Here is an 18,811-nt window from a genome sequence, read left to right on the forward strand (position 1 = left end):
CGCCGGGCCCGCGCCGGAGGCTCAGCCCGCAGCCGCGGCCTCGTGGGCGGCCAGGGCGTCGAGGAGCGCGGTCTCGGTGCTCTCGAGGTGGGCGATCCAGGCCTCCCGCAGCTGCGAGGACTTGCCCGCCCGGGCCAGGTCGAGCAGCTCGCGGTGCTCGTCGATGCGTCGCTGCTGGGTCTCGGGGTGGTGGTCGAGGTCCTGCATGAGCAGGTGCAGGTAGCGGTCGGAGGCCTTCCAGAGCAGGCTCAGCACGTTGGCGTCGGCGGGACCGATCGCGTCGTGCAGCACGGCCTCGTGGAAGGCGTGGTGCTTCGCGGCGAGGGCGGCGGGCTCGCGCTCGATGCCGATGTACTCGGCCAGCGCCTCCTCGGCCTCGGCCAGACGCTCCTCGGAGAACTCCTTGCCGGCGCGGGAGATCAGGTCGCCCTCGATCAGCTTGCGCAGCGCGTAGATGTTGGCCAGCTCCTCGCTGGTCAGGGACGCCACCAGGGCGGACCGACCCGGCCGGAGGCTGATCACGCCCTCGCTCTCCAGGCGGCGCAGAGCCTCACGCACCGGGATGTGGCTGATGTCGAAGCGCTGGCAGAGGTCGACGATCGAGACGGTGGAGCCGGGGGCGAGATCGCCGTTGAGGATCGCGCGGTGCAGCTCGTCGGTGACGCGGTCGACGAGCGAGTGGTGCTCGATCGGTCGGACTCCCTTGGCAGCGCTGACTCGAGGACTCATCTGGTGCTCCCAAGAACGTAGGTGTGGTGCTCCGGCAGCCACCGGTGTCGATCATATATTCCGCAGCCCCGGATCCGCCTCCATGATCCCCCGACACCCCCTCGCTTCAAAAACAGATATCGTATATTCTGTCCCCAGGAGGTGCCGAGATGGTCGACACGACGACGTTCCGAGACGTCATGAGCCAGTGGCCCAGCGGAGTCACCGTGGTGACGACCCTGTCGGGCGACGGTGCGTGGCACGGGATGACGGCCAGCTCGTTCTCCAGCGTGAGCCTGGAGCCGCCGCTGGTCTCGATCTGCCTCACCAAGACGCTCTACTCCCACGAGCTGATCGCGGCGAGCGGGATCTTCGGCGTCAACGTCCTCGCGAAGGACCAGACCGATGTGGGCAGGCGGTTCGCGGGCCTGGACGACAGCGCCGACCGGTTCGGCGGGGAGACGTGGTCGACCGACCAGACCGGGGTGCCGCTGCTCGACTCGGCGCTGGGCTGGTTCGACTGCCGGGTGGTCCACGCCTACCCGGGCGGGGACCACACGATCTTCGTGGGCGAGGTGGTCGGGGCGAGGGCGGCCCGTCGCTCGGCCCCCCTGCTCTTCCACGCCCGCGGCTGGGGCCAGTTCGCCGACGTGCTGCCCGACCTGGCGACGCTCTCCGACTCCGGCGTGGTCAGCGGCCTGGCAGCCGCCGCGCGGGACCAGGAGATCGCCCACGTCGCCGCCGGCGTGGCAGCCGCCGGCGCCCGGGTGCGGGTGGCCGACCTGACGGGCGCCGCCAGCCTCGAGGAGGCGGGCGCCATGGTGCCCCGCACCCTGCCGCTGGAGACCGCCAGCGTGCTGGTCGCCGACCGGGCCCAGGCCGACCTCGTCCTCTCCGCGGGCGTCAGCACGGTGGAGCTCTCGCTCGACCCCGCGGAGCCCGGCCGGACCGAGGAGCTGCTCGCGGCCCTGGACGGCATCGCTGCGCGCGCCGCCGTGCGGATCCTGGACCCGTTCGCCCCGGAGCGCCTCGACGCCGTCCTCGACGCCGTCGAGCGGCTCGCGGCACTGCGCGTGCTCGAGATCGCCGTCCCCGACACGGCGGGCGCCGCCACCCCGCTGCGGGTGCGGGCCTTCCTGCAGGAGGCGGTGGCGCTGGCGCGTCCCGTGCCGCTGCGGATGGGCCTGCACGACCGGGACCGTCTCGGACTGGTCAAGGCGATCATCGCCCTCAAGAGCGGGGTGCGCCACTTCGACACCACCCTCGCCGGCATCGACGGGGCGGTGGCCACCGAGGACCTGATCCGCCTCCTCGAGGAGGTCGACGTCCACACCCCCGTCGACTCCGCCGCCCTGACGCTCCTGGCCCGGGACCTCCGTGCGGGCGCCCCCACCCCCCTGACCCCGCCGTCGCTGGCAGAGCCCAGCGGCCCCCAGATCGTAGGAGCAGCAGGATGACGTCGAAGACCACCGCAGAGCTCGTGTTCCCGGACCTCACCGACGCGGAGCGGGAGCGGGCCCGGCGCGTCGAGTCCGTGCTCCCGACGATCGCCGCGGCCGCCGAGGCCGCCGACGAGGCGGGTGCGCTGCCCGAGGGGCACATCAAGCTGCTCGGCGACGCCGGGCTGCTCGGCCTGGTGGTGCCCGAGGAGTTCGGTGGTCTGGGGGGAGGGCTGCGCGACCTCGCGGCCACGACCTACGCCCTCGGCACCGTGTGCGGTTCCACCGCACTTGCCTTCTTCTTCCACTGCTCGTCCTCCTCACGAGGCATGCTTCCCCTGGCGGCGCTGGACGCCGGCCTCTACAGCGACGAGGAGATCCCGGCGGTCCGGGCCTTCGCGCACAAGGTGCTGCACCTGATGGGGACGGAGAAGAAGGCCATCGGAAACTTCGCCAGCGAGGCGGTCAAGGCCTCGAACGCCAACGTGCTGATCCGCACCACCGCGACCCGCACCGAGGGCGGCTGGCTGCTCAACGGCGAGAAGTCGTTCGGCTGCCTCTCCGGGTCGGCCGACTACTACCTGGTGACGGCTCGCCGCGACGACGTCGAGGGGCTGGACGCGCTGACGCTCTTCCTGGTGCCGCGGGCCACCGCCGGTGCCCGCCCGCGGGCACCGTGGACCGGCCTGGGCATGCGCGCCTCGGACAACAACGGTCTGGTCCTGGAGGACTGCTTCGTCCCCGACGAGCTGGCGCTGGCCGTGCCGGGCGCCTTCACCCGGGCCACCCAGATGTCACGGGGTTCCTGGGTCGGCAACCAGATCGCCATCGCGTCCATCTACGCCGGGATCGCCCAGGGCGCGTGGACCTTCGCGCTCGACCGCACCATGCGGGCCACCTTCGCCGACACCGGCAAGCCGATCGCGTCCAGCCCGATGCACCAGGTGATCATCGGGGACGGCGAGCGGCACCTGGCCGAGGCACACCTGTGGCTGCGCCGTCAGGTCGACCTCGAGGCCAGCGACCCGCCGCTGCTGCCCAAGAACGAGGTCGTGCAGTCCTGGAAGCTCGCGAAGGGCGCCATCTGCGAGCACGCCCACGACGTCGCCCTGGCGGCCCTGAAGATGTGCGGCACCTCCGGCGCCCTGATGGGCAACACGACCGGCCGGGCCGTGCGCGACACCGCCATGGGCCTGGTGCAGGCGTTCCCGGCGGAGCGCGGCAAGCTGGACCTGGCCAAGATGATCGTGGACAACGAGGGCTGGGCCGGCCTCACCACGACCGACAGCTTCCAGAAGCCGGCCGGGGAGCGCGCATGAGCCAGACGGCGGTGAGCCCGGTGGCACGCACCGGCCTGGTGGTCCCGGCCGTGGAGCAGCTCGTCGACGGCGTCTGGTCGGCGCCCGGTGACCTACTGGGGCTCGCACTGGTGGACCCCTTCACCGGCGAGGCGCTGGGCGACGCGGTCGCCAGCACCGAGAGCGACGTCGAGACCGCGCTCGCGGCTGCGCACCGGGTGCACGTCACCGGCGGGTGGAGCGGCGTCCCGGTGGAGCGGCGGGCCGAGATCCTCGACGCCGTGGGCGGCGCGCTCGCGGCCGAGCTGCCGCGGCTGGCGGCGCTGGAGTCGCTCGCCACCGGCGTGCCGATCTCCCAGACCAGCATCGTCGGCGTCATCGTCCCCGGCGCCTTCCACCTCGCCGCCGAGATGCTGCGCGCGGGCGTGCTGCTGGAGACCCAGGTCGGCGAGTCCGGTCACCCGGTCGAGGTGCACCGGCTCCCGCTGGGTCCTGCGCTCTGCCTGGTGCCGTGGAACGCCCCCGCCCCGATGGCGGCCCACAAGATCGCCTCCGCGCTCGCGGCCGGTGCGCCGACGATGCTCAAGCCCAGCGAGTACGCGCCCTGGGGCACCACCGAGCTGGCCCGCGTGGTCAACCGGGTGCTGACCGAGCACGAGGTGGACCCCGGGGCGTTCCAGCTGCTCCAGGGCGGGGCGTCGGTCGGTGGCCGGCTGGTCAACGACCGGCGGGTGCGCGCGGTCTCGTTCACCGGCGGGCTGGCCGCGGGTCGCGCGATCGCCGCTGCCTGTGCCGCCAACTTCACCGCCCTCCAGCTCGAGCTCGGCGGGAACAACCCGCTCGTCGTCATGCCGGACGCCGAGGTCGACGACGCGGCGCGTGCCGCGGCCGACCTGCTGACCACGCTCAACGGCCAGTGGTGCCGGGCGCTGGGCCGCCTGGTCGTGCCGCAGGAGCTGGCCGACGACCTGCTCGAGCGGATCGGCCACCGGCTGGCCGACCTCCGGGTCGGCGACCCGCTCGACCCGGCCACCGAGCTGGGGCCGATCGTGCACCCGGACCACCTGGCCCGCCTGCGTGCCGAGATCGCGGCCCGGGTCGCCGCCGGCGGCACCGAGCACTCCTTCACGCCGGTTCCCGCGTCGGAGGGCAACTTCCTGGCCCCCACCCTGCTCACCGGTGTGCCGGCCGAGGCGGCCGAGGAGGAGATGTTCGGACCCGTCGCGACGGTGCACCCCTATGCCGACCTCGACGAGGCGGTGGCGCTGGCCAACGACACGCCGTTCGGCCTCGAGGGCTACGTCGTGGGCACCGACACCGAGGCGGCGCTCGCGGTGGCCCGCCAGGTCCACGCCGGCGAGGTCAAGGTGAACGGCTCCACGATCATGAGCCTCCACCTGATGACGCCGCGTCCGGCCTGGGGGCTCTCGGGGATGGGCGAGGAGGGCACCACCGAGACGATCCGGATCTTCACCTGTGCCCGGGTCGTCGGCGTCGAGGGCGGCTTCGCGCTGCACGGAAGATGACGGGCGCGACTCCCTCCAGCCAGCGGCTGAGGGACCTTCTCGACGGTCCGACGGTGGTCCGGCTCCCCGGCGTCTTCGACGCCGTCAGCGCGGCCCTGGCCGCGCGGGCCGGTGCCTCCGCGGTCTGCCTCTCGGGGGCCACGGTCTCCGCGGTCGACCTGGGGGCCCCCGACCTCGGCTTCGTGCACGGCACCGACATCGCGCACCGGGCGGCCTCCTTGATGCCGTCCCTGGGCGGGGTGCCGCTGCTCGCGGACGCCGACACCGGCTACGGCAACGCCCTCCAGGCCAAGCAGACCGCCAGGGCCTACGCCGCCGCCGGGATCGCCGGGCTGCACCTGGAGGACCAGGAGTCCCCCAAGCGGTGCGGGCACCTGGCGGGCAAGTCGGTGGTCGACGTGGCCGAGGCCGCCGGCCGGGTCCGGGCCGCCGTCGAGGCAGGGACCGGCCTGGTGATCGTGGCCCGGACCGACGCGCTCTCGGTGCAGGGGCTGGACTCGGTGGTGGAGCGCTGCCTGGCCTTCGCCGACGCCGGCGCCGACGCCGTCTTCGTGGAGGGCGCCGGGCTCGCCGAGCTGGGTGAGGTCGCCGCCGCCCTGGATGCCCGCGGCCACCGGATCCCCCAGGTCTACAACCGGTCCGAGGCGGGGGGCGCGATCGACGCCGGCCCCGGTGACGACGAGCTCCACCAGGTCGGCGTGCGGCTGGTGATCCACCCGGTCTCCGCGCTGCTGGCCGCGGCGCACGCCGTGCGCCGCACCATGGAACAGATCCTGGCCACCGGCCACTCCGGGCGGGTCGACCGCCTGGCCTGGCCCGAGCTGAACGACCTCGTCGGACTGCCCGGGCTGCTCGACGACGAACAGCGCTACGCCGCCCCTGTGGCGGCCGGTGTGAGGAGCGAAGCATGAGTGACGACCAGCAGACGGTTATCGTGGTCGGCGCGGGGCCGGTCGGCCTGACGGCGGCCCTCGTCCTGGCCCGCGCCGGGATCGACGTGCGGGTGCTGGAGGCCGGCGAGGGCCTGGCGGCCGAGTCCCGCGCCTCGACCTACCACCCGCCGAGCCTGGAGATGCTCGACGACCTCGGGGTGCTCGAGCCGCTGATGGAGCGCGGGCTCGTCTCCACCGGCTTCCAGTACCGCGACCGCCGTACCGGTCCGATCGCCGACCTCGACCTCGGGGTGCTGGCGCAGGACACCCGGTTCCCGTTCCGGGTGCAGTGCGAGCAGAGCAAGCTGACCCCGATCCTGCTGGCGGCCCTGGGCGAGCTGGACCACGTGCGGGTGGACTTCTCCCAGCGGGTGGTGCGGGCCGAGACCCTCGAAGAGGGCGCGCGGGTCACCACCGACGCCGGCGACGTGCTCACCGCCGACTGGGTGATCGGCGCGGACGGCGCCAGCTCCGCGGTGCGGCAGAGCGCCGGCTTCGAGTTCGACGGGATGACCTACCCCGAGCGCTTCCTGGTGGCCTCGACCACCGAGGACCTGGCCTCGATCCTGCCGGGCGTCGCGGCGGTCAACTACGTCTTCGACCCCGACGAGTGGCTGGTGCTCCTGCGCACCCCCGAGCACTGGCGGATCCTCTTCCCGACGGACCCCGACACCGCCGACGAGGTGGAGATCGACCCGGCGCGGATCCAGGCGCGCCTGGCCGGCGTCGCCGACCTGGGCCGCGACTGGGACGTCCTGCACACGACGCTCTACCGGGTGCACCAGCGGGTGGCCGACACCTTCCGCAAGGGACGCCTGCTCCTGGTCGGCGACGCGGCCCACATCAACAACCCCCTCGGCGGGATGGGCATGAACAGCGGGCTGCACGACGCCGTCCTGGAGGCCACCGCCCTGGTGCGGCTGCTGACCGGCGCCGGCACGCTGGCCGACCTGGACGAGGCGTGCGAGGCGCGGCGACAGGTGGCGCTCTCCTACGTCAAGACCATCACCCACGACAACTGGGAGCGGCTGCGGCAGAACGACCCGGAGGCGCAGCGGGCCTACCACGACGAGTTGCGCGCGCTGGCCGCCGACCCGGCGAGGATGCGCGCGCACCTGCTCAACACCTCGATGATCAACTCGCTGCGGGGCGGACGCCCGGTGGCGATGGTGGGTGGGACGCGGCCGTGATCACCCGCCGCAACCCGGCCCGTCCCGACGAGGTGGTCGGGACGGTCGAGGTCACCGCCCCCGCCCAGGTGGACGCCCAGGTCCGGGCGGCCGCGCTCGCGCAGGTCGAGTGGGCCAGGACCCCGGTCGCCGAGCGGGCGGCCCTGCTGCGCAGCGCCGCTGACGCCCTCGACCCGCTGCTCGACGAGGTCGCCGAGCTCGCCGCCCGGGAGACCGGCAAGGTACTGGGCGACGCCCGCGGCGAGGCCGGGTTCGCCGTCGCCGTGCTGCGCTGGTACGCCGGGCGGGCGGTCGAGGTGCTGGCCGACCGGCACCAGGACGACGACCGCGGCCGGCTGCGGACCAGGCACCGTCCGTTCGGGGTGGTCGCGGCGATCACCCCGTGGAACGCGCCCCTGGTGCTCGCCGCGCTCAAGCTGGCACCCGCGCTGGTGGCCGGCAACGCCGTCGTGGTGAAGCCGTCGCCGCTGGCGCCGTTCGCCGTCGGCCGGTTCCTGGAGACGGTGGCGGCGGTGGTGCCGGAGCACCTGGTGAGCGTGGTGCACGGTGAGGTCGAGACGGCCACCGCGCTGGTCGGGCACGAGCTGGTCTCCCGGGTCGCCTTCACCGGGGGCGACGTCGCCGGCCGGGCGGTCGCGTCGCTGGCCGGGCGCAGCCTGACCCCGAGCGTCCTCGAGCTCGGCGGCAACGACCCCGCGCTGCTGCTGCCGGACGCGGACCTGGACGACGCGGCGTACGAGCGCCTGGTGATGGCGGCGTTCGCCACCAGCGGTCAGGTCTGCATGGCGCTGAAGCGCCTCTATGTTCCTGCGTCGCGGCTCGAGGAGGTGGTCGCCGGCCTGGTGCGGGCGGCCGACCGCGTGCTGCACGTCGGCGATCCGCTGACCACCGGAGTCACCATGGGGCCGGTGGTCAGCGCGGAGTCGGCCGAACGGGTCCGCGGGCTGGTCGCCCGGGCTGCCGCGGAGGGCGCCGAGGTGGTCGAGATCGGCACCGTGGCCGGCGACCTGTCGCACGGGCACTACGTGCGGCCCACGCTGGTCCTCGGGGCGCACGACGACAGCCCGGTGGTCGCTGCCGAGCAGTTCGGCCCGACCCTGCCCGTGCTGGCCTACGACTCGGTCGAGGAGGCCGTGGCGCGTGCCAACTCCGGTGAGCTCGGCCTGGGCGCCTCGGTCTGGTCGGCCGACGAGGAGCGGGCCTTCGAGGTCGCCGAGCGGCTCGAGGCGGGGTTCACCTTCGTCAACACCCACAACCGCACGGGGATGGCGCTGCACGCGCCGTTCGGCGGCGTCAAGCGCTCGGGCTGGGGCCGGGAGTACGGCGACGACGGGCTGCTGGAGTACGTCCAGCCGTGCGTGACCCACCTGCCGGGCGCCTTCCGGGCCGGGGCGGCGGGGCTCTCCGCGTCCGCGTACCCGAGTCCGGGGGATTGAGACGAGTTCGCTGGGCCGTTGCCTCACGGGCGATGTTGATAGAATATATTATTTGAGCAGGCAGTTCACGAGAGGGAGACGCATGACCCAGAACCTCAAGTCGGTGCAGGAGTACTTCGACGACGCCGGGCCGACCGACGTCACGGCGCTCTTCGCCGACTGGAAGGCGCTGGTCGACCGGCTCAGCGCCAAGGTGCAGGAGCGGTTCGCCCTCGAGCGCGACCCCTCGACCCTGGAGCTGGAGGCGTTCACCAGCGAGAACGGGCCCTCGGGCAGCGTCCGCGGCTACTCCGGGCCCGAGATCGACTGGATGGTCCACTCGCACATGGAGAACGCCGCCGCCGGCTTCGTCAACGTGCACCTGACCATCTGGCTCGGCCCGCAGGTGCGGGTGCCGCACTTCGGCATGGCCCTGGGCGCCTTCCCGCAGGGGTGGCTCTTCCTCGACTCCGTGCCGCGGTCCAACCTGCTGGTCGACACCGAGTCCTTCGACGCCTACTACGAGCCGCTCAACGCCGAGTGGGAGCGGGTCCAGGCGGAGAACGACTGGCTGGAGCCCTTCGTGAGCCGCAGCGCCTTCGTGCGCGCCAGCCTCTCGCCGACCGCCTACTGCATGATGGGCCCGGGCGACAGCCGCACCACCGAGCTCGTCACCGAGCTGGCCGAGCGTCACCTCGACCGCTGGCTGGGATGGGTCGACGAGGCCCGGCAGGTCCCCGCCGAGGAGCAGGCCGAGCTCGCCGCCCAGGACGAGCTGGTGCGCCGCAACATCGCGGAGCGCGACCCCGCCAACGAGATGGGGGACCGGTTCTTCGGGCCGGAGATGACCCAGCAGCTGGTGCGTGCCCTCTGGGGCGGGGACCGTCAGCTTCCCCGGCCCCACCAGCGCTGAGGGCAGCTCCATGGACATCGCCGACCCGGGACTGGTGCGCAGCCACCGCACGGCCGTGCGCGTGCCGGGCGCGGCGGCGCCGTTCGACACGATGCACGTCACGGTGCGCTACCCGGCGCTCGCGGCGCGCACCGAGCTCGAGCGGATGAGCGGCGTGCTGCCCGCCGACCCGGTCGGCGCTCCCTACCCGGTCGTCGTCGTGCTGCCCGGGATCAACGTGGCCTCCTCCGGATACCTGGAGCTGGCCGTCACGCTCGCCCGGGCCGGCATGGTCTGCGTGACCTTCGACTGGGTCGGCGAGCTCTTCCCCGGCCAGCACGGGCTCACCCCCGGCGTCGACCTCGAGGCGGTCACGCCCGAGAGCTACGGATCGCGTCCGACCACGCCCGCGCTCGGTGCCGTGCTGTCCGCGTTGTCGGGGGCGCAGGAGGCGGGCCCGCTGGCCGGTCTCCTGGACCTGGACCGGGTCGGCGTCTTCGGCCACTCCGCGGGCGGCACGGTGGCGCTCCAGTCGGCTCGCGCGGCCTGGTTCCCCCAGATCCGCGCGGTGGTCACCTACGGTGCCCACACCATGGCCTCCCAGCAGCTCGGCTTCGAGGCGGGCACGCTGCTGGCCTCCCCGACCGAGGCGGCCGTGATGCTCGTCGCCGGCACGGCCGACGGCGTGGTCGCCGCCAGTGCCGTCCGCTACGGGGAGGAGGCCGGCGCGCCCGGCCACGACCCGGTGCAGCGGACCTGGCGCGAGGCGCTGCCCCTGGCCGCCGAGGCATGGCTGGTGAGGCTCGCAGGAGCCGGCCACATGCTGCCGGCGGCTCCGGAGGACGCGACATCGGCGCGCGGCTTCCTGGAGGAGCCCACCCACGCCGACCAGGATCACCTGCGCGGCGTGCTCGCCGAGCTCGTGACCACATTCTTCGCTGCCGGGCTCATCGGTGACACCGAGTCCAAGGCCGCGCTGGATCGATGGGACGACCATCGCAGACCCGAGATCGCCGACGTAAGTCGTCGCTAGGAGGAACCGAATGTTCAAGAACTTCTGGTACGCGGTGGAGTTCAGCTCCGACGTGAAGCCCGGGAAGCCGATGAAGGTCAAGCTCCTGGGTCAGCAGCTGGTGCTGTACCGCAAGCACAGCGACAACTCCGTCGTGGCGCTCTCGGACCTGTGCGTGCACCGTGGTGCGGCGCTCTCCGACGGTGAGCTCAAGGGCGACTGCGTGGTCTGCCCCTACCACGGCTGGGAGTACAACCCCGAGGGCGTCGTGGAGAAGATCCCGGCGCACCCCGACAAGGGCATCCCGCGCAAGGCGCGCGTCGACTCCTACCCGACCCAGGAGAAGTACAAGTTCGTCTGGGTCTACATGGGCGACCTGCCGGAGGAGGAGCGGCCGCCGCTCCCCGACTGGTCGGTCATCGACGACGACGTCAACTACCGAGCCGTCACCGGACAGTTCCTGTGGAAGTCGAACTACGAGCGGATCCTCGAGAACGGCGTGGACGTCGCGCACACGCCGTTCGTGCACGGCGGCGTCTTCGGCAACAAGGAGAAGCCCGAGGTCCCCGAGTTCCAGATCGAGGAGTCCGAGTGGCACTGCAAGGTGTCGATCGAGCTCAACCCGCCGCGCTCCAAGGGCCTGTGGGGCATGATCAACCCGAACAAGCAGGCCCTGGCCGACCGGCCTCCGGTGCCGGTCTCCACCACCTGGTGGCTGCCCAACATGATCCTGCTCGAGATCGGCACCCCGATGGGGGCGCTGAAGATCTTCGACGTCAACATCCCGATCGACGAGGAGACCACCCTCGTCAAGTTCGTCGCGCTCCGGTCCTTCTTCAAGGGCGCCTGGGCCGACCGCGACGCCCGTCGTCGCATCTTCAAGGTCCTCTACGAGGACCAGGCCATCGTCGACGCCGTCCGCCCGGAGCTGCTGCCGTTCGACCTCTCCGCCGAGCTGCACGTCAAGAGCGACTACAACGCGATCAAGTACCGCCGTCGTCGCCAGGAGCTGATCGAGGCCGGGTGGGGCGTGGAGGACAACACCATCGTCGGTGAGGGTCCGGCCCGGGTCGAGGCGCGGGTCATCCCGTCGCCGGTGCGCAAGGAGGTCCCCGAGCTCGCCAGTGCCTGGAACTACAAGGAGGTCCGCAGCCGCGAGCTGCGGATGGGTCGCGGAGAGTCCGAGGTGCCGCTGCGCAAGGAGCGCCGGCTCGTGATGGACGACCCGGAGCCGCCGACCGCCGACCAGCCGATCCCGGCACCCATCCAGGACCCCATCCAGGACTCCGCGCAGGACTCCGCCCAGGACTCCGCCCAGGACAAGGAAGTGAAGGCATGAGCCTCCCCGAAGCCCTCTGCACCAGCACCCTCGAGACCCTGGTCGCCCGCGGTGGCCTCACCGAGGTCACCGGCGCGGACGGCGGGGCCTACCAGGTCCTGCACTCCGCGATGGGCCCCGACCCGGTCGGGTCGGTGCGCATCTTCTCCGGCGACCGGATCGCCAAGGCCGTCTACGTGGGGATCGTGGTGCCGCAGATCGGGCTCGACAGCCACATGGTCTTCGCCTTCATGCCCGAGGACAGCCCGGTCCCGCACTTCACCCTGGACTCGGTCGCGGCGGGCGGCCACCTGGCCTTCCACCTCGACCTGATCCAGCGGGCCGATGCGGGGACCCACATGGTCTACAACGACTGGGCGCACACCCCGCTGACCGACAGCTACAAGGAGGTCGTCGCACTCGACGGCCTCTCCCGCGCGGAGCTGGACAACCGCCAGCTCACCGTGATGTCGGCCTGGATGCTGGCGAGCCGCGCCACCCCGGAGGCCTTCGGCCAGCTCGACAAGCCGGTCGCCGCCTACCTGGAGCACTGGTTCTCGCTGGTCGAGGGCGAGGTGCCGGCCGAGGTGCAGGCCGACCTGGCCGACACCGACCTGGCCGCGCGCGACGCCCGCAACCGGGCCCTGCTCTTCAGCCCCGAGGTGGACAAGGTGTGGGCGCAGATCTCCCGCCTCATCACCGAGCCCGTGGCCGAGGGGATCCGGGCGCAGCTGGTGAGCAACGAGCTGCCGGCATGACACAGGCCGAGGCCAGTGAGTGGCAGAAGCGGATCGAGGGGGAGTGGCACGGGATCCCCGGCCTCTTCGACGCGCAGGGCAACCACGTCGGCTTCGAGTCGATCGCCCGTGCCAGTGAGGTGACCGAGCAGGGGACCCGCTACTGGATGGAGTCCAGGCTGTCGGGCTCCGGCCCGCTGCGCAGCCGCTTCGAGCTGGGCGCCCAGTTCGACTTCGGCGTCGTGGACTCCGACGAGAACCGGGTCTACACCGGTCCCGACTTCTACGGGACCGGGCAGCCCTACGGGCTCTTCGTCGACGCGCACTACTACTCCCCGGGGTGGCAGGCCGACCTGCGCACCTGGAACCAGGTGCTGGCCGACGGGGAGACCCAGGTGTACTCCTCGGTCCTCCACGACGGCTGGTCGGTGTGCGCGGTCTTCAACGGCGTCTACAAGCGGACCCTGGACCGGCAGACCAACCCGGAGACGCAGCGGTTCGTCGACAAGTGGCGCGAGCTGGAGCAGGAGCGCGGCTCGCGGCCCCAGGTGCTGCCCACCAAGCAGGCGGGTGCCTGGGTCGGGACGCTCTTCGTCAACGGCGCCGACCAGGTGAGCGAGGGCAAGGTCGAGGTGACGATCGAGCACGACCCGACGTCGCTGCGCTCCGCACGCCAGCGCGTCACCTGGGTCGGCGACCTGGACCGGCAGTACACCCTCGACCGCTACCGCGACGGGGCGCGCACGATGTACGAGGGTCCCGAGGTCTACGGCAACGCGACCGCCTACGGCCGCGCGCTCTTCACCAGCCAGCACCTGGTCGGTCCGGACGCGACGGGGGTGGAGAAGATCAAGGGGCGCGAGTTCCTCATCGACCCCGACACCCGGGAGCTCGCCGTCGTCTGGCAGCTGTTCCGCGGGGACACCAGCACCCACTTCGTCCACGGCTCCCTGGCCTGGGAGCCGCGATGAGCGGCGAGGGGCGGGTGGTCGTCGTCACCGGCGGCACCCGTGGCATCGGTCTCGGCCTCGCCCGTGAGCTGCTGGCCCGCGGGTGCCGGGTGGTCGTCTGCGGCCGGACGCCCGAGGCGGTCGCCAAGGCGCTGGCCGAGCTCGGCGCGGGGCAGCGGGCCACCGGGCTGGCCGCCGACGTCTCCGACCGGGAGGCCGTGCGGCTGCTCTGGGGCCACGCCGCGGCCACCTTCGGCCGGGTCGACGTGTGGATCAACAACGCCGGTCTCTCCACCCGTCGGGGCCCGCTGCACGAGAGCGACCCGGACGAGGTCGACTCCGTGCTGGCGGTCAACGTCGCGGGGGTGATCAACGGCTGCGCCGTGGCTTCCGAGGGGATGGCCGCGCAGCCCGGTGGTGGCTGGATCTGGAACATGGAGGGCTTCGGCTCCCGCGGCGAGCACCAGGACGGCATGGCCGTCTACGGCGCCTCCAAGCGAGCCGTGCAGTACCTCACCGAGGCCCTGGTGCGTCAGACGAAGGGCACGCCGGTCAAGGTCGGGTTCCTCTCGCCCGGCATCGTGGCCACCGACCTGCTGGTGGGCGACTACGCCGAGGACCCCGACGGGTTCGAGAAGGTCAAGAAGATCTTCAACATCCTGGGCGACCGGGTCGAGACGGTGACCCCCTGGCTGGCCGACCGGGTCCTGGCCGCGACCAAGCACGGCGTCCGGGTCGCCTGGCTGACGCGCGGCAAGGCGGCGCGCCGCTTCATGACGGCCTCCTTCACCAAGCGCGACATCTTCGCCGAGGCCCGCTGATGGCGGCCGCCGGCGGGGTGGACGTCTGCGCCGAGTACGGCCTCGCGCTCGCCCTCGAGGACTTCGTCCCGGTCGTGCTGGCCGGCGCGGCCCTGGTCTTCGTGGCCCGGGCGGTGCACGGGCGGGTGCCCAGCGCCTTCCCGGTCGCCCTCGCCGGCGCCCTGGTGGTCACCCTGGGCGGGCTGGGCAAGGCCGTCTGGAAGCTCCTGGTGGCCGCCGGGTGCTGGGAGTACCCGATCCTGGAGAACCTCCTCTTCCCCTGCCTCTCCTTCGGGTTCGCGGCCCTGTCCTGGGCACTGCTCAGCGCGGTCCGCGGCAGCACGGTGACGCCGTGGCCGTTCGCCGCCTTCCCCGTCGCCGCGGCCGTGGGCGCCCTGTGGATGGGAGACACCTGGCCGCTGCTGATCGCGGCGGCGGTGGGCGCCACCTTCCTGGGGCTGACGGCGGCGGTCCACGCCTTCCGGCAGGGCAAGAGGTCGGTGGGTGTGCTCTTCGTCGTCTACGTGCTGGGCACCAACGTGCTCCCGCCCCTGGCCGCGCAACCGAACCAGTCCGCGGAGCTGCAGTGGGCCGAGCAGCTGACCAACTCGGCGGTGCAGCTCTGCTTCCTGCTGGGTGCGCTGTGGCTGCACCAGCAGCTGACCGGGCGTCCCGAACGGGCGGCCACCGACGAGCAGCAGGAGATCACGGCATGAGCGGGATCGACCGGTTGGGCTGGCGCCGCAAGTTCGGCGTCATCGCGCCGAGCACCAACACCATCGTTCAGCCGGAGTTCGACATGATGCGGGTGCCGGGGGTGACCTCCCACTACGGGCGGATCCTGATCCGCGACGGTCGGATCGGCGACGACGAGGGGATGGAGGCCCTGCTCGAGCAGATCCGGGCCTCGATGGCCGACTGCGTCGAGGGCATCATGACCATGGAGCCCGACTACCTGGTGATGGGGATGAGCGCCGAGACCTTCTGGGACGGCGTGGAGGGCAACCGCCAGTTCGTGCAGCAGATCCAGGAGCTGTCGGGCGGTCTGGGCGTGGCCACCGGCGCGGAGGCCTGCGAGCGCGCGCTGCACCTGTTCGGTGCGCGGAAGATCGCGGTCGTGACCCCGTACACCCCCCTCGGGGACGCGAACGTGCGCCGCTTCTTCACCGAGCTCGGCTTCGAGGTGGGTCGCATCAAGGGGCTGAGCTGTCCCAGCGCGGTGTCGATCGCCCAGGTGAGCGAGCAGACCCTGCGCGAGGCGCTGTGCGAGGTCGACGAGGACGACGTGGACGCGATCGTCCAGTGCGGCACCAACCTCTGCATGACCGAGCTCGCCGACGAGGCGGAGCGCTGGCTGGGCAAGCCGGTGATCGCGATCAACGCGGCCACCTGGTGGATGGCGCTGCGTGAGAACGGCATCGAGGACCGCCTGCACGGCTACGGGTCTCTGCTGCGGGACTTCTGACCCGCCCGCTCGGCCCCGGCTCAGCCCACGACGACCTGGTCGATCGGCAGGTGGGGCTCGAGGGCGGGGAAGACCCACGCGAAGAGGACCACCAGCACGAGCAGCACCAGCAGCACGCCCTGGACGACCTTGACCGGGAGCGAGCCCGGCAGCATCCGCCAGATCCACGCGTACACCTCAGGCCTCCAGCTCGTCCGGGGGACCGGCCGCGGGGGATCGCCGCTCGACCAGCTGCGCGCCGACCACGAGACGCTCCGTCGAGCCCCACCGTGGATGGCAGGTCACCAGCGTCATGGTCCGGGCGGTGGGCTTGCGGCCGGGCTGGCCGGGCACCGGGGCGACGACGTCGACCTGCGTCGGGGCGATGATGCGGGACCAGGTCACCTGGTAGGTGTACCAGCCGTCCGCCGCCTCCACGTAGACCTTGTCGCCCTCGGCCAGCTGGTCGAGGGCGGCGAACGGCTCGCCGTGGGTGGCGCGGTGGCCGGCGACGGCGTAGTTGCCGACCTTGCCGGGCAGCGCGGTGCCGGGGAAGTGGCCGGGGCCGTCGTTGAGCGTCTCGAGGTCGACGCCCTCGACCACCACCCACTCCCAGTCGGCGCCGAGCCGGGGGATGTGCAGCACGTTGAGGCCGTCGCCGGTGCGGGGCTCCACCTTGCGCCCCTGGGGGTGCTCGCGCTGCTCGGCGCGGAACTCCTCGAGGTGGCCGGCCTGGGCGTAGCTGGTCTGCACGTTGGTCCAGACCAGGAGGTAGAAGGCGAGGGCCGCGAGGAGTGCTCCGGCGGTCAGCATCAGCTCGGCGAGGAGACGCACGGCGGTGGCGGGCGCGGACTTCCACGTGCTCGACACCACATCAATATATCATCTAGAGTCTGCGGTCCCGGGTGATCCCGGTCCCCGCGCGCTGTCCAGTCGCTCAGGAGTGTGCATGCCGAAAAGACGTCTCCGCGGCCTCGTCGCGCTCGCGGTCGTCATCGGCTCGGCGGCGCCCGGGCTCGCCTCGGGCAGCGCCGCGGCCGAGGTGCCCGCGATGGTGCCCACGGGTGGCTGCTGGACCTACGTCCCGGCCCCGATGGCCGGGGTCGAGGACCTTGCCGGACACGTCGACGTGAGCACGCAGCTGGAGCCCTGGACGGTCGCGCCGGTGCTGCCCGAGGTCCGCCTCGCCACCAGCGGGGCGACCGCGGTGGGCGGCGCCCGGGCTCTCACGGTGGCCGCCTCGGGCGGTCCGGCCGTCGCCGCCCGGCCGGAGGAGACGACGGGGACGGCGACGTACCTCCTCGACGCCCTCGACTCCGCAGGGGTCCGGACCGCCCTGCCGTCGGCGGCCGCGGCCTTCACGCTCGCCCCCGGGGCGACCGCGATCCCGGCGACCAGCGCCACCGGTGCCCTGCCCCTGACGGTGCCGGGCTCCTTCTCCCTGGTCCTGCGCGGGGTGGTCTACGACCTGCCGGCCCTCGGGCAGCGGATCGTCTGCAACGGGCAGACCGAGGGGGTGCCCGGCGGTGTCAATCCGGCCACCATGCCGCTGGACCCCGCAGTGGCCACCCCCTTCGTCGTCTCGCCGGCCACCGCCCTGCTGGTCTCCGAGGTCGCCGGCCAGCGGGTCGCCGGCGCCGCCCGGGCGGGCGACACGATCGGGGTGACCCTCAGCGGCTTCCCCTCCGAGCGTCCCGTCGACCTCGTGCTGTGCGGGGGGGCCGAGGACCCGGCGGTGCCGCCCGCGTGCGGACTCCCGGTCACCGTCCCCACAGCGGCCGACGGCTCGTCGGTCGCCTGGATCCCCGTGCCGGACGACGTCGTCCCCGGCGACGGCCTGGTGCGCGCCTCGGTCCTCGGGGACGTCGCGATGGTGCTCGAGACACCCGTCCAGCTGCTCGGCGAGCCGACGGTCTCGCCGCACGAGAAGGCCGGACCCAAGAAGTGGCGGCTGGTGGGGGACCAGTGGGACCCGGGCAAGCCGGTCCGGCTGACCCTGCGTGACGCCGACGGCAAGCAGATGGGCCCCCGGGTGGTGGTCGAGGCCGGCCCGCGCGGACGGATCCGCGCCCGGCTCCCGGTGGCGTCGCGCCGCGAGGTCGTCGAGATCAGGGCCGTGCAGCGCTCGGGTGGCGCCCTCTCGGCCACCCTCGACCTCGCCGACGCCGGGCTGACCGCCTCCGAGCCCGGGGCCAAGGCCGGACCGCGGAAGGGCGGGGGCGGAGGGCCGCCCCAGCAGCAGGCCGCACCCCCCACCACGGTGCCGCGCTCGGTGACCCCGTCGGTCGTGACGCCGGTCGAGATCCCCGCCCCGCTCGACCTCGACGTCGACGTGGTCGACGGAGAGGTCGAGGAGGAGGTCGAGGAGGAGGTCGCGGGCACCCCCGAGACGGTGGCCGGAGGCGGGGAGGTCGCGGTCACCGAGGCGGTGCTGGTGGGCTCGTCCGACCTGGGCGACTTCTTCGGCGGGGCGCCGTCGCGGGTGCTCAGGCTGACGCTGGAGAACGTCGGCCAGGACGAGGCACGTGCTCCGGGGCTGACCATCGCCGTGGGCAAGGACGAGAAGGCCGATCCGGTCTACCTCAGCGACGGGATCGGCACGCTCGCCCCGGGGGAGACCCGGGTCATCGAGGTTCCGATCTCGCTGCCGACGGGTGCCTTCGGGACCTACCAGGTCACCGGGCGGATCGGTGACGGCGAGATCGGCGGCTTCGCCCTGAGCTGGCAGACCTACCCCTGGGGGCTGCTCGCGGTCAACCTGCTCGGGGTGGTGCTGATCGCCTGGGCGGTGCGGCGTCGCAGCCGGCGCACCAGTCCCGACCTGGCCATGGCCCTCGCGGCCCCGGTCGCGGCCGGAGCGCCGCCCGCCCGGGACGGGGAGGCGGTCATCGACCTGGCCACCCTCGCGCGGTGGTGGGAGCTGCAGGCGGCGCGGGCCGCCGGTACGGGCGTCGGGGCCGCCGCCGATGCTGCCCCGGCCGCGGACGACGCGGTGATCGATCTCGAAGCCCTGGACCGGTGGATGGCGTCCAGGGAGCTCACGCCTGTTCAGAAAGCGTGACGACGCTCTGGCGCTGAAACAGATATCGTATATAGTTTCGCCACGGCCGATCGAGAGGGAGCCATGGGTCACGCAAGGGAACGCCGTCC

At 72.8% G+C, this 18,811-nt stretch carries 18 protein-coding genes; 15 read left to right on the forward strand and 3 right to left on the reverse strand.

Annotation, left to right across the window (positions count from 1 at the left end; genetic code table 11):
• Positions 1-21: 21 nt before the first annotated feature.
• On the reverse strand, positions 22-729 hold the full coding sequence (locus AC4BGE_RS11430; protein WP_490570766.1) for a GntR family transcriptional regulator: 708 nt from the start codon (positions 727-729) through the stop codon (positions 22-24).
• Between the two features lie 149 nt (positions 730-878).
• Here AC4BGE_RS11430 and AC4BGE_RS11435 point away from each other — a divergent pair, with 149 nt between their 5' ends.
• The 14 genes from AC4BGE_RS11435 (at position 879) to AC4BGE_RS11500 (ending at position 15,682) form a co-directional block, all read left to right on the forward strand.
• Entirely contained in the window at positions 879-2,165 is a 1,287-nt protein-coding gene (locus tag AC4BGE_RS11435; protein ID WP_490570765.1) for a flavin reductase, read from the forward strand.
• Positions 2,162-3,466 (forward strand): acyl-CoA dehydrogenase family protein, encoded by a 1,305-nt coding sequence (locus tag AC4BGE_RS11440; protein ID WP_490570764.1) that lies wholly within the window; start codon positions 2,162-2,164, stop codon positions 3,464-3,466. Before AC4BGE_RS11435 ends, AC4BGE_RS11440 begins: the two co-directional genes overlap by 4 nt.
• Complete coding sequence (locus AC4BGE_RS11445) at positions 3,463-4,971, forward strand: aldehyde dehydrogenase family protein (protein ID WP_490575347.1); 1,509 nt, start codon at positions 3,463-3,465, stop codon at positions 4,969-4,971. Before AC4BGE_RS11440 ends, AC4BGE_RS11445 begins: the two co-directional genes overlap by 4 nt.
• Positions 4,968-5,882: an isocitrate lyase/PEP mutase family protein gene (locus AC4BGE_RS11450; protein WP_490570762.1), complete on the forward strand. Its 915-nt coding sequence runs from the start codon at positions 4,968-4,970 to the stop codon at positions 5,880-5,882. The genes AC4BGE_RS11445 and AC4BGE_RS11450 overlap by 4 nt, the downstream gene beginning before the upstream one ends.
• Positions 5,879-7,093, forward strand: a complete 1,215-nt coding sequence (locus AC4BGE_RS11455; RefSeq protein ID WP_490575348.1) for an FAD-dependent oxidoreductase — start codon at positions 5,879-5,881, stop codon at positions 7,091-7,093. The genes AC4BGE_RS11450 and AC4BGE_RS11455 overlap by 4 nt, the downstream gene beginning before the upstream one ends.
• Positions 7,090-8,529, forward strand: a complete 1,440-nt coding sequence (locus AC4BGE_RS11460; RefSeq protein WP_490570760.1) for an aldehyde dehydrogenase family protein — start codon at positions 7,090-7,092, stop codon at positions 8,527-8,529. The genes AC4BGE_RS11455 and AC4BGE_RS11460 overlap by 4 nt, the downstream gene beginning before the upstream one ends.
• A gap of 82 nt (positions 8,530-8,611) precedes the next feature.
• Positions 8,612-9,421 (forward strand): hypothetical protein, encoded by an 810-nt coding sequence (locus tag AC4BGE_RS11465; protein ID WP_490570759.1) that lies wholly within the window; start codon positions 8,612-8,614, stop codon positions 9,419-9,421.
• 10 nt (positions 9,422-9,431) lie between these two features.
• Positions 9,432-10,433 (forward strand): alpha/beta hydrolase family protein, encoded by a 1,002-nt coding sequence (locus AC4BGE_RS11470; protein ID WP_490570758.1) that lies wholly within the window; start codon positions 9,432-9,434, stop codon positions 10,431-10,433.
• Positions 10,434-10,443: 10 nt separating this feature from the next.
• Entirely contained in the window at positions 10,444-11,751 is a 1,308-nt protein-coding gene (locus AC4BGE_RS11475; RefSeq protein WP_490575349.1) for an aromatic ring-hydroxylating dioxygenase subunit alpha, read from the forward strand.
• Positions 11,748-12,488 carry a hypothetical protein gene (locus tag AC4BGE_RS11480; protein WP_490570756.1) on the forward strand — a complete coding sequence of 247 codons (741 nt, stop codon included), beginning with the start codon at positions 11,748-11,750 and terminating at the stop codon, positions 12,486-12,488. Before AC4BGE_RS11475 ends, AC4BGE_RS11480 begins: the two co-directional genes overlap by 4 nt.
• The gene (locus AC4BGE_RS11485; RefSeq protein ID WP_490575350.1) at positions 12,485-13,438 is read left to right on the forward strand and encodes a hypothetical protein; all 954 of its coding nucleotides are present in this window, start codon (positions 12,485-12,487) and stop codon (positions 13,436-13,438) included. Before AC4BGE_RS11480 ends, AC4BGE_RS11485 begins: the two co-directional genes overlap by 4 nt.
• Positions 13,435-14,238: an SDR family oxidoreductase gene (locus AC4BGE_RS11490; protein WP_490575351.1), complete on the forward strand. Its 804-nt coding sequence runs from the start codon at positions 13,435-13,437 to the stop codon at positions 14,236-14,238. The genes AC4BGE_RS11485 and AC4BGE_RS11490 overlap by 4 nt, the downstream gene beginning before the upstream one ends.
• Entirely contained in the window at positions 14,238-14,933 is a 696-nt protein-coding gene (locus AC4BGE_RS11495; protein ID WP_490570753.1) for a hypothetical protein, read from the forward strand. The genes AC4BGE_RS11490 and AC4BGE_RS11495 overlap by 1 nt, the downstream gene beginning before the upstream one ends.
• Positions 14,930-15,682 (forward strand): maleate cis-trans isomerase family protein, encoded by a 753-nt coding sequence (locus AC4BGE_RS11500; RefSeq protein WP_490570752.1) that lies wholly within the window; start codon positions 14,930-14,932, stop codon positions 15,680-15,682. Before AC4BGE_RS11495 ends, AC4BGE_RS11500 begins: the two co-directional genes overlap by 4 nt.
• Before the next feature lie 20 nt (positions 15,683-15,702).
• Here the strand turns inward: AC4BGE_RS11500 and AC4BGE_RS11505 are convergent, their stop codons facing one another.
• A complete protein-coding gene (locus tag AC4BGE_RS11505) occupies positions 15,703-15,858 on the reverse strand; it encodes a hypothetical protein (RefSeq protein WP_490575352.1) in 156 nt (51 codons plus the stop codon).
• 1 nt (position 15,859) lies between these two features.
• On the reverse strand, positions 15,860-16,531 hold the full coding sequence (locus AC4BGE_RS11510) for a class E sortase (protein WP_490570750.1): 672 nt from the start codon (positions 16,529-16,531) through the stop codon (positions 15,860-15,862).
• A 79-nt stretch (positions 16,532-16,610) separates the two neighbouring features.
• Between AC4BGE_RS11510 and AC4BGE_RS11515 the strand changes: the two genes are divergently transcribed.
• On the forward strand, positions 16,611-18,722 hold the full coding sequence (locus AC4BGE_RS11515) for a hypothetical protein (protein ID WP_490575353.1): 2,112 nt from the start codon (positions 16,611-16,613) through the stop codon (positions 18,720-18,722).
• Positions 18,723-18,811: the final 89 nt, after the last annotated feature.

This window comes from Nocardioides sp. Z50_6 (assembly GCF_058215755.1).